Source organism: Pelagicoccus sp. SDUM812003, assembly GCF_031127815.1.
In the GTDB taxonomy this organism is placed as follows: domain Bacteria; phylum Verrucomicrobiota; class Verrucomicrobiia; order Opitutales; family Opitutaceae; genus Pelagicoccus.
The window spans coordinates 1-1,990 of sequence record NZ_JARXHY010000050.1; the positions used below are offsets into that span (position 1 = coordinate 1).

Genomic DNA, 1,990 nt, shown 5'->3' on the forward strand with positions numbered 1-1,990 from the left:
GAGAATCAACCGAAAGAAACAAACCAGCCCAACCAAGCAGCCCATACAACTCCGGCCAGCGCTCCGCGCTGACCTACGCGTATGGCTTTCACGTTAGCAAAAAGTAATGAACGCCAAAAAGATAATCAACGAGATCCAACGAGCAATTGGCGAAGTAAAAGATTCCGAGCAGAAAACAATACAAGTTTCCTCTCTAGAAAGATTCTTAGCCGATCTTGATGCGGACATAGATGCTCACGGGGAGATTGAACAGAAAGAACTGGAAACGAGACTAGCCGAGTTTTCCGCACAAAACGAAAGAAATTTGGCAGCTTACAATGCATCGGTTTCAAGCGATCTCGAAATGTTTAGATCCGTAATCCTAGCAGGACAAAGCGCCTTGAAGAGTTCACTACTGATCAATGGCGGAGCTTCCGTCGCAATCTTAGCCTTCATAGGAAATCTCGCCACAAAGGACAGTAAATACGAGATTATGATTTCGAACCTTTCCTCTACTCTATTCTTTTTCACGATTGGGGTACTCTGCGCAGCATTAGGCTTTGGAACGACCTATGCATCTCAGTATTCCTACTCGCGAGAAAAGCTCAAATGGTTGGGACACACATTTCAAGCTATTACGATCTCTGTAGTCGTAGCCTCATATTCTCTTTTTGGGTACGCCTCATTCGAAGCCAAAGAAAGTTTCGTTAAGAAAGAAGATGCTAACCAGTCAGCCCATACAACTCCAGCCAGCGCTCCGCGCTGACTTCCGCGTATGGCTTTCACGTTAGCCAGAAAAAGAATAGATGCTTAAACTCTACAAAATAACGGACACCGAAAAACTGTATTGGGAAACTTGGGAGAACGATGGAACCCACACAGTGCATTGGGGAGCGTTGGGTACCCAAGGATCATCGAAGGAAATCAAATCCACATTCCTGAAGAAAGCCGAGAAGGTCATCCAAAAAGAAATAGATCAAAAGATTGAAGAGGGCTACGCCCCCATCGATGAGGAAGAAACAAAAGTCCTACTGATAGAATTCGCAGTCGAAGGAATGGGAACAGTCGATGATGTCTCCAAGCGTCAGAGACTAGATGCAAGAATGAACGAAACCTTAGGTTGGAAAGGTCTAGGTCACAACGACGGAGGAAGCATTGGTAGCGGAACCATGGAGTCATGCTGTTTTGTTGTGGATTTTGACATAGCGAAAGCAGTAATCGAAGAAGACCTGAAAGACACAGAGTTTTCAGATTACACTAGAATTTACGAAGAATGATTAGGCTAACAAGGCAGCCCACACAATGTCGGCAAACGCCCGCCCCTTTTGCCACGACCCCATGAATTTTAACCTCAACAGATTTGGAACCTCAACCGAAGCCGACATCGTGTGGCTTTGACGTTAAGCAGAAAGAAAAATGAATGACCCTTCGACCTTTTTTTGGACCGTTGCCTCGGCAGTCACGATCTTCGTCTTAGGGCAGATTTACTTGAAAGGATTCGTCGAGCCGCTCCTAGACCTACGAAAAGAAATTGGCCAAACTGCTTACATCCTTGAATTCTATTGGAATCGAATGTTCGCAGAAGGCGCCGAAGGAGAAGAATTAAGAAAAAAGATTCGGGATAACGCATGTGATCTTTATAGAAAAAGTCAGACGCCAATCGTCTACTCATCGTGCCGATTTCTTTTTGGCATGCCAGCTAGGGAAGATATCCACAAAGCTTCTAGACGCCTCATAGGACTATCCAACCAAGTAGGCGAACGGACTCCAGAAGATCCAAAAATTAAAAGAAAAGAAGAGATCTACAAACTTCTAAAGATTGAAAATTTTGAAGAGAAATAATGCTTAACCAGTCAGCCCATACAACTCCGGCCAGCGCTCCGCGCTGACCTACGCGTATGGCTTTCACGTTGGCTAAAAATAGGAACCGCAATGAAACTCCTCTATTTCGCTCTGTTCGCCTTTAGCTGTTTTGTTCACGCAAATGAGTATTCTACAAATCTATTCACCA

At 44.7% G+C, this 1,990-nt stretch carries 3 protein-coding genes; all 3 read left to right on the top strand.

Annotated features, from left to right (window positions below; translation table 11 throughout):
- The first annotated feature begins 106 nt into the window (after nucleotides 1-106).
- The 3 genes from QEH54_RS22680 to QEH54_RS22690 all read left to right on the top strand — a co-directional run bounded on the left by QEH54_RS22680 (nucleotide 107) and on the right by QEH54_RS22690 (nucleotide 1,821).
- Nucleotides 107-745 carry a hypothetical protein gene (locus tag QEH54_RS22680; RefSeq protein WP_309021016.1) on the top strand — a complete coding sequence of 213 codons (639 nt, stop codon included), beginning with the start codon at nucleotides 107-109 and terminating at the stop codon, nucleotides 743-745.
- A 40-nt stretch (nucleotides 746-785) separates the two neighbouring features.
- Nucleotides 786-1,256: a WGR domain-containing protein gene (locus tag QEH54_RS22685; protein WP_309021017.1), complete on the top strand. Its 471-nt coding sequence runs from the start codon at nucleotides 786-788 to the stop codon at nucleotides 1,254-1,256.
- Nucleotides 1,257-1,395: 139 nt separating this feature from the next.
- Entirely contained in the window at nucleotides 1,396-1,821 is a 426-nt protein-coding gene (locus QEH54_RS22690) for a hypothetical protein (RefSeq protein ID WP_309021018.1), read from the top strand.
- Nucleotides 1,822-1,990: the final 169 nt, after the last annotated feature.